Here is a 7,677-nt window from a genome sequence, read left to right as displayed (position 1 = left end):
GGCAGCCGCGGAAATACACCAGCCGCAGGCCATGACCGCCTGACCCAACAAGCGCCGCGGCAATCCCGCGGCGTTTTCTTTCGAGCGCGGCCACGCCAATCCACATCAGCCGGCCAAAAAACCGCTGGACCTCCACCTTGAGCTAGATATAAAGATATCTTTATATCTTGTGCGCGAGGCGGAACTTGTCTGAACTTGTCGGTGTATTGAAGGCAGCGGGGGAGAGCACGCGTTTGCGGCTTCTGGCGCTGCTCGCCGATGGCGATCATTCCGTCAAGGATCTTACCGAGATCCTCGATCAGAGCCAACCCCGCGTTTCCCGCCACCTCAAGCTTCTCGCCGATGCAGGCCTTATCCAACGGCACGCCGAAGGCGCCTGGGCCTATTATGGGCTTGCCCCACACGGCCACGGTGCCGAGCTTGCCCGCTGGCTGGTGGCCCGCATCGATCACAACAATCCCGAGCGCCAGCGCGATCGCGACCGCCAGGCTGCCGCGCACTCCGCCCAGCAGGCGCTTGCTACGGCCTATTTCGCCAAGGTCGCCGATAGCTGGGACTTGCTGAAAACCCTGCATGTCCCCGAAGAGGCTGTTGAAGCCGCGCTGCTCGAAACGCTCAACAATCGTGTCGTCGATCTTCTGGTCGACCTGGGCACTGGCACCGGCCGCATGCTCGAACTCCTGGCGCCAGCCTACAAGCGCGCCATCGGCGTCGATTCGAGCCGGGAAATGTTGGCCGTTGCGCGTTCGCGTCTCGCGGCCGCGGGGCTCAATCAGGCGCAGGTCCGTCTCGGCGATATCGCCGCGCTCGATTCTGCCATTGGCCTTGCCGATGTGGTGGTGATCCACCAGGTGCTGCATTATTTCGACGATCCCGGCCGAATGCTGGGGCAGGCGCGACGCCTGCTCAAAAGCGGTGGCGAAATCCTGATCGTGGATTTTGCGCCGCACGCTCTCGAATTCCTGCGGACCGAACATGCCCATCGCCGGCTTGGCCTGTCGCGAGAACAGATGACGGGCTGGGCGGAGGGTGCAGGGTTGCAAGTGCAATCCGTGCGCGAATTCCCCAGCAAGAACACCGATGGTGGGCTGACGGTATGCCTCTGGCGCCTCAGCGACCGCGCAAAGACGGAATAGACCGATGATCGACGACGACCTCCGCGCCAGTCGCCTGACCGCTGACAAGCGCCCCGAACTGCAGATTTCCTTCGAGTTTTTCCCGCCCAAGACCGACGCGATGGAAGAGAAGTTCTGGGAATCGATCAACAAGCTGGCGCCGCTGAAGCCGCGCTTTGTCTCGGTTACATACGGGGCAGGGGGCTCTACCCGCGAGCGTACCCTGCGCATGGTCCGTCATATAACGTCCGATACCGGCGTGCCCGCTGCCGCGCATCTCACCTGTGTCGGCGCCTCGAAGGAGGAAATCGACGATGTCGTGCGCGGTTTCGCCGATGTCGGGGTGAAGAGCATCGTGGCACTGCGTGGTGATCCGCCGGAAGGCATCGGTCAGCCCTTCGTGCCGCATCCCCAAGGCTACCAGAACGCCGCCGATCTCGTGACCGGCATCCGCAAGCTTGGCGATTTCGATATTTCCGTCGCCGCCTATCCCGAAAAGCATCCACAAAGCGCGAGCTGGGACGCCGATATCGACAACCTCAAACGCAAGATCGATGCGGGCGCCGACCGCGCCATCACGCAGATGTTCTTCCGCAATTCGGACTATCTGCGTTTCGTCGACCGGGCTCGTAAGGCCGGTATCACTGCTTCGATCGTGCCGGGTATTCAGCCGATCCACTCGTTCAAGCAGATTTCCGGTTTTGCTGCTCGCTGCGGCGCCTCGATCCCGGATTGGCTCGCCGAGCGCTTCGAGGGGCTGAACGACGACCCCGATACGCATGCGCTGGTGGCGGCTGCGGTGGCCGCCGAACAGGTGACCGAACTCCTCGATGAAGGGGTCACCGAGTTCCACTTCTACACGCTCAATCGCTCGAATTTAGTGCTGGCTTTGGCGCGTTTGCTGGGCCGTCGGCCGGACTAAACCGGCGTTCAGGTCACGTTCAGCTTGGTGGTCGCAAGACTATTTGAACTTATGGTTCATAAAATGGCCACCAAGTTCGCCTTGAAGGGCGGATCAATTGCGACGGAAAGCGGAGCCGACTAGACCTATGAAGATGGATCGTCGCCTGACCAATGGCCTTGCATGGGCCGGGGCGTTGCTCGTCATCGGCATTCCTGCTGCCGACTATCTCACTGGCGCCTTTGCCGGCACGCCCAGCGTAGCGGTCATCGATTCCGCGCCCGTTCCAGGCAACACAGCGACGGCCGTGCCGTCGGCGACGCCGACGCCGGTGGTGGCTGACGCGCCGAAGGCCGCTCCTACGCCTGCCGAAACGCCGCAGGCCGTTGCCAGCGCCTCGGACCCGGTTTCTGCCTTCCAGCAGTCTGGCAAGACGCTGCCGAGCTACATCACGGGTGGCGGTAGCCCAGCCACTGCTGCGCCCGCCAAGCCTGTCGCTCAGCCGGCCACCACGCCCGCAGTGCAACAGCCGACCCAGGCCGTCACTACCCCTGCGCCCGTCGCGACGACGCCAGCGCCGGTCGAGCAGGTCGCCGCCCTCCCGGCCAAGGCCGCTCCGATGCCCATGCCGCTGTCCATGCGACCGCAGCCGGTTAGCGTTCCGCTGGCTTCGAACCAGCCGCTCATCATCGACCAGCCGACTGCTGCGCCGATCGTGCCGGTGCAGCAGCCCAGCGATCTGGTCACCGCCGAAGATCTCGAAGATTGGGAAGCTGGTCCGCTCAACGAATTCCTCGCCCGTCGCGGCCAGCAGAGCAGCGCCACGTATCGGGTGCAGCAGAACAATGCGCCGGCCTATGACAGCGACGGCTTCTGGCTCGATCAGGGGCCGCGCAACCAGCGCTATCCGCAGAGCAATGACGACGTCTACTACACGCCATTCTGATCGGCGAGGGACGGGCGGCTCCCATGCGAAACGGGGCATGGACCGCGGCGCAATGCCCGGATAACCTGCACGACCTATTCTTTGGGCTGACTCGATCGGCGTGAGGGGCAAGCAGATGTTGTGCTGCGTACGCAAGGCGGAAGAAAATCGCGATGTCTGGCAGAAGCTTTCGAGCTTCCTCGGCTCGTTCTCGCGCCGCACGGGAGTCGTGGGCCATATCGCCAATATTCTCGATCCCGACACCTGGCTGCCCGGTGGCCGCGAGGCCGCATTCACGCTCGCCCTGATCGCGCTTTCGGCCAAGATGGCCATGGCTGACGGCGCCGTGACGGCCTCCGAAGTTCGGGCCTTCAACGCCACTGTCGAAATCACCAAGGGCCAGGAGCCCCAGGTGGAGCGGCTGTTCAATCTCGCCAAGCAGGACGTCGCCGGCTACGAGGCCTATGCGCGCAAGGTTGCGCGGTTCTTCTCGGACACGCCGGAAACGCTCGAACATGTGCTCGATGGCCTGTTCTTCATCGCGACGGCCGATGGGCTCGTGCACGAAGCTGAACTCGACTATCTGCGCTCGGTCAGCTCTATCTTCGGCTTCGATGAAGTGCGCTTCGAACAGATCGCGTCGCAGCACGTCATGCTCGAAGAGGGCGTCGACCCCTATCTCGTTCTCGGCCTGTCGCACGAAGCGCCGCCGGAAGAAGTGCGCCGTGTCTATCGTCTGCTCGTTGCCGAGCACCATCCTGACCGCCTGATCGCCAAGGGCGTGCCCGAGGAATTGATCGACGTCGCGACCGCCCGCATGGCGGCGATCAACCTTGCCTACCAGGCCATCACCAAGCCGCGTCCGCAGCCGCTCCTCACCTGATCTTCGCGCTTGACGCCGGGCAGGGTGCGCCTCTACATCGGCGCGCCAGTTGACCGGGTGACCGCTGGCAGCGGGGTAACCTGCTGCCGGAGGAAAGTCCGGGCTCCTTCGAAACACGGTGACGGCTAACGGCCGCCGGGGGCGACCCCAGGGAAAGTGCCACAGAAAGCAAACCGCCTCGGCCTGCCGAGGTAAGGGTGAAAGGGTGCGGTAAGAGCGCACCGGGTGCCTGGCAACAGGGACCGCACGGTAAACCCCACCGGGAGCAAGACCAAATAGGGATGACGCGGGATTTCGGTCCCAGCCTGTTTTGAGGCCAGATCATCCGGGTTGGTTGCACGAGCGTCCTGGCAACAGGCGCCTCAGATGAATGGTCACCACGTCGCGCTTCGGCGCGGCCCTACAGAACCCGGCTTATAGGTCAACTGGCGTTAACCTCTTCATGGAACTGACATAATTCCGCCTGCGCGGCGCCACAGGCATTGTCGCGGGTTAATGTACATTGCGGCTACATTGCGATAAGTTCATGATTTTATTGAGAGATTTTATTGCCGCGCAATGTTGCGGCAATGCTGGGGTGGTTATTTTGTTCTCGTCAACAACACACGGAGACACCCCAAATGAAGAAGATCATCGCTCTCGCTATCGCCTCGCTCATGGTTGCCGGCGTTGCTACCCCGTCCTTCGCCGCTACCTCGGGCGACAACTGCTCGTTCAAGGACAAGACCCTCTGCGTCACGCAGTCGCTGGTTGACGTCAACAACAGCTAATCGTTGGGGCTTTCGGGCCCGACACTGAGACCCTCGGGCTGTTCGCCTGGGTGTCCAGCACCATCCGCTGACGGCTCAATCAATAGTCAACCATAGCTACGCGATCTGAGCCGTCGCGGCCAATTTCGCCTTTTGCGGTAACGCTTGGGCAAGGCGGCATCACTAGAAACCGCGTCATTCGTATCTAGGAGATTTCTGATGAAGGCTATTTTTGCAGGCGTCGTCGCTGCGTTGCTCATTTCCGTGACTGCAGCTCCCAGCTTTGCTGCATCCACGACCGACCCGAACGACTGCGTGTTCAAGGACGCTTCGCTTTGCACGAACGACAGCATTGCTCCGCTCGCAAATGAAGCGCCAGTCAAGCATGTGGTCTTTTCCTGATCATACGTCTGGTGCACATCTGCACTGAAGTTTGAGCCCTTGGACCCTCCCGTCCTGGGGCTTTTCCTTTTCTGGCATAGGTGATGCGCGGCGCCTCGCACTTGCGCACGTTCCTTCATGGCTTTAAGGCGAACGCTTCGCTTTTTCCGCCGTAGACCGGCGGCACACGCTGTAGGAGTTCGAGCGCGATGCCTCTGGCCACACCGTATTATCTGATCGATGAAACTGCGCTCGATCGGAACCTCGCCCTCATCGACAAGTTGCGCGCCGAGTCGGGAGCCAAGTGCCTGCTGGCCCTCAAGTGCTTTGCCACCTGGTCGGCCTTTGCGCAGATGGCGCCCCACATGGATGGCACCACCTCGTCCTCGCTCTATGAGGTAAAGCTCGGTCGCGAGAAGTTCGGCGGCGAGACCCATGCCTATTCGGTCGCCTGGTCCGATGGCGAGATCGACGAGGCTATCGCCAATGCCGACAAGATCATTTTCAACTCGGTCGGCCAGCTTGAGCGTTTCGCCCATAAGGCTACCCATCTGCCCATAGGCCTGCGGGTCAATCCGGGCATCAGCCACTCCCATTTCGATCTCGCCGATCCGGCCCGTCCCTTCAGCCGCCTCGGCGAGTGGGATCTCGCACGCGTCGAAGCCGTCATGGATCGCGTTTCCGGCTTCATGCTGCACTGCAATTGCGAGAACGACTCGCTCGATGCCTTTTCGGCATTGCTTGACCAGTTCGAGGCCAAGCTGGGCCCGCTGCTTGAACATCTCGATTGGGTCAGCCTCGGCGGCGGTATTCATTTCACCAAGCCCGGGTATCCCATCGAGGGTCTTGCCGCTCGGCTGAAGACCTTTGCCCAGCGGTTCGGCGTGCAGGTCTATCTCGAGCCCGGCGATACCGCGGTGACGGATACGACGACGCTGGAAGTCAGCGTTCTCGACATCGTGGAAAATGGCAAACCAGTCGCCATCGTGGACAGCGCCGTAGAAGCGCATATGCTGGACCTTCTGGTTTACCGGCAGAGCGCCGCTGTCGCGTCCGATGCCGGCCCACACCGCTATTTCATCGCAGGCAAATCCTGCCTGGCGGGCGATGTGTTCGGGGAATTCGACTTTCCGGCGCCGCTGAGCGTTGGAAGTCGCATATCGCTGCTCAATGCGGGCGGCTACACGATGGTGAAGAAGAACTGGTTCAACGGCGTCAACATGCCGGCCATCGCCATCCGCCGAAAGAGCGGAGAAATCGAACTCGTGCGCGCGTTCGACTATGCCGATTACGTCTCCAGCCTTTCCTGATCCCGGCTGGGCAATATCCACCACCAAGAAGGTGTTTCGTGCCAATTGAAAAAGAACATTCTGATCATCGGTGCCGGAGGTGTCGCGCAGGTTGCAGCCGTTAAGGCCGCCATGCACAACGATGTCCTGGGTGACATCAACATCGCTTCCCGCACCGTCGAAAAATGCGAAGCCATCATTGCCGGCATTCTTGAGCGCAAGGTGCTCAAGCGGCCAGGCCTGATCGCGGCTCACCAGCTCGACGCCATGGATGTCGAGGCCACCAAGGCCCTCATCCGGCGCACCAAGAGCCAGATCGTGCTCAATGCCGGTTCGGCCTTTCTCAACATGTCGGTGCTGCGCGCCGCTATCGAGGCCGGCGCTGCCTATATCGATACGGCCATCCACGAAGACCCGTCCAAGGTCTGCGAAACGCCGCCCTGGTATGGCAATTACGAGTGGAAGCATCGCGAAGAGTGCGAGCGCAAGGGCATTACAGCCGTTCTCGGCGCGGGTTTCGATCCGGGCGTCGTCAATGCCTATGCGGCACTGGCCTCGCAACACTATTTCGACCGGATCGATTCCATCGACATCATCGATGTGAACGCCGGCAGCCACGGCCGCTATTTCGCTACCAATTTCGATCCGGAGATCAATTTCCGCGAGTTCACGGGTACGGTCTGGAGTTGGCAGAACAGCCAGTGGACGCCGAATGAAATGTTCGAGGTCAGTCGCACCGACGATCTGCCAGTCGTTGGTTCGCACAAGACCTACCTCACCGGCCACGACGAGGTGCATTCGCTTTCGGCTAATCTCGGCGTGCCCGACATCCGTTTCTGGATGGGTTTTGGCGAGCACTACATCAACGTCTTCACCGTGCTCAAAAATCTCGGCCTGCTCTCGGAGAAGCCTGTTCTCACTGCTGAGGGCCAGGAAGTGGTGCCGCTCAAGGTCGTCAAGGCCGTGCTGCCCGATCCGGCTTCGCTCGCGCCCGACTATGCCGGCAAGACCTTCATCGGCAACCTGATCAAGGGCATGCGCAACGGCGCCGAGGCGGAGATGTTGATATACAACATCTGCGACCACGAAGAGACCTTTGCCGAAACCGGCAGCCAGGCGATTTCCTATACCGCCGGCGTTCCGGCCATTGCTGCGGCCATGCTGATTGCCAAGGGCGAGTGGGATTGCCACCACATGGCCAATATCGAGGAACTGCCGCCCGTGCCGTTCCTGAGCCTGCTCGAAACCATGGGGCTGCCGACTCGCCTGCGCGACGACAAGGGTGATCGCAGCTTTTCGGGGGAGAAATTGCCCCAACAGAAAAAGGCCCGGCTGGGCGCCTCCTGATCAAATCCTTGAAATGGCCCGGTTTTGCCGGGCCATTTTTCCTTTTCCGCGGGCGCTTATGTGCCATGGGAAACAGAATCTTAAGCG

At 61.3% G+C, this 7,677-nt stretch carries 8 protein-coding genes and 1 other RNA gene; all 9 read left to right on the top strand.

Going from position 1 to position 7,677, the window contains the following annotated elements; genetic code table 11:
* The first annotated feature begins 185 nt into the window (after positions 1-185).
* The 9 genes from ABW043_RS05015 to ABW043_RS04975 all read left to right on the top strand — a co-directional run bounded on the left by ABW043_RS05015 (position 186) and on the right by ABW043_RS04975 (position 7,590).
* Positions 186-1,136, top strand: a complete 951-nt coding sequence (locus ABW043_RS05015; protein ID WP_353920133.1) for an ArsR/SmtB family transcription factor — start codon at positions 186-188, stop codon at positions 1,134-1,136.
* Between the two features lie 4 nt (positions 1,137-1,140).
* Positions 1,141-2,037 carry a methylenetetrahydrofolate reductase [NAD(P)H] gene (gene metF / locus ABW043_RS05010; protein WP_353920132.1) on the top strand — a complete coding sequence of 299 codons (897 nt, stop codon included), beginning with the start codon at positions 1,141-1,143 and terminating at the stop codon, positions 2,035-2,037.
* A 127-nt stretch (positions 2,038-2,164) separates the two neighbouring features.
* Positions 2,165-2,962, top strand: coding sequence for a hypothetical protein (locus ABW043_RS05005; protein WP_353920131.1), 798 nt, complete (start codon positions 2,165-2,167; stop codon positions 2,960-2,962).
* 115 nt (positions 2,963-3,077) lie between these two features.
* Complete coding sequence (locus ABW043_RS05000) at positions 3,078-3,824, top strand: TerB family tellurite resistance protein (protein WP_353920130.1); 747 nt, start codon at positions 3,078-3,080, stop codon at positions 3,822-3,824.
* 45 nt (positions 3,825-3,869) lie between these two features.
* An RNA gene (rnpB, locus tag ABW043_RS04995) (RNase P RNA component class A) lies at positions 3,870-4,257 on the top strand.
* 187 nt (positions 4,258-4,444) lie between these two features.
* On the top strand, positions 4,445-4,594 hold the full coding sequence (locus tag ABW043_RS04990) for a hypothetical protein (RefSeq protein ID WP_353920129.1): 150 nt from the start codon (positions 4,445-4,447) through the stop codon (positions 4,592-4,594).
* Between the two features lie 198 nt (positions 4,595-4,792).
* Positions 4,793-4,975: a hypothetical protein gene (locus tag ABW043_RS04985; protein WP_353920128.1), complete on the top strand. Its 183-nt coding sequence runs from the start codon at positions 4,793-4,795 to the stop codon at positions 4,973-4,975.
* Between the two features lie 188 nt (positions 4,976-5,163).
* Positions 5,164-6,264: a carboxynorspermidine decarboxylase gene (locus ABW043_RS04980; protein WP_353920127.1), complete on the top strand. Its 1,101-nt coding sequence runs from the start codon at positions 5,164-5,166 to the stop codon at positions 6,262-6,264.
* 45 nt (positions 6,265-6,309) lie between these two features.
* Complete coding sequence (locus tag ABW043_RS04975; RefSeq protein ID WP_353920126.1) at positions 6,310-7,590, top strand: saccharopine dehydrogenase family protein; 1,281 nt, start codon at positions 6,310-6,312, stop codon at positions 7,588-7,590.
* Positions 7,591-7,677: the final 87 nt, after the last annotated feature.

The sequence above is a fragment of the Devosia sp. genome, from assembly GCF_040509215.1.
GTDB lineage: Bacteria > Pseudomonadota > Alphaproteobacteria > Rhizobiales > Devosiaceae > Devosia.
This window is presented reverse-complemented; position numbering and strand designations above follow the sequence as displayed.

What these genes read in the sequence shown, in the direction of transcription:
- ABW043_RS05005 (WP_353920131.1), top strand. Translation starts at nt 2,165, where the DNA reads ATGAAGATGGATCGTCGCCTGACCAATGGCCTTGCATGGGCCGGGGCG.
- ABW043_RS04990 (WP_353920129.1), top strand. Translation starts at nt 4,445, where the DNA reads ATGAAGAAGATCATCGCTCTCGCTATCGCCTCGCTCATGGTTGCCGGC.
- metF (WP_353920132.1), top strand. Translation starts at nt 1,141, where the DNA reads ATGATCGACGACGACCTCCGCGCCAGTCGCCTGACCGCTGACAAGCGC.
- ABW043_RS05000 (WP_353920130.1), top strand. Translation starts at nt 3,078, where the DNA reads ATGTTGTGCTGCGTACGCAAGGCGGAAGAAAATCGCGATGTCTGGCAG.
- ABW043_RS04980 (WP_353920127.1), top strand. Translation starts at nt 5,164, where the DNA reads ATGCCTCTGGCCACACCGTATTATCTGATCGATGAAACTGCGCTCGAT.
- ABW043_RS04985 (WP_353920128.1), top strand. Translation starts at nt 4,793, where the DNA reads ATGAAGGCTATTTTTGCAGGCGTCGTCGCTGCGTTGCTCATTTCCGTG.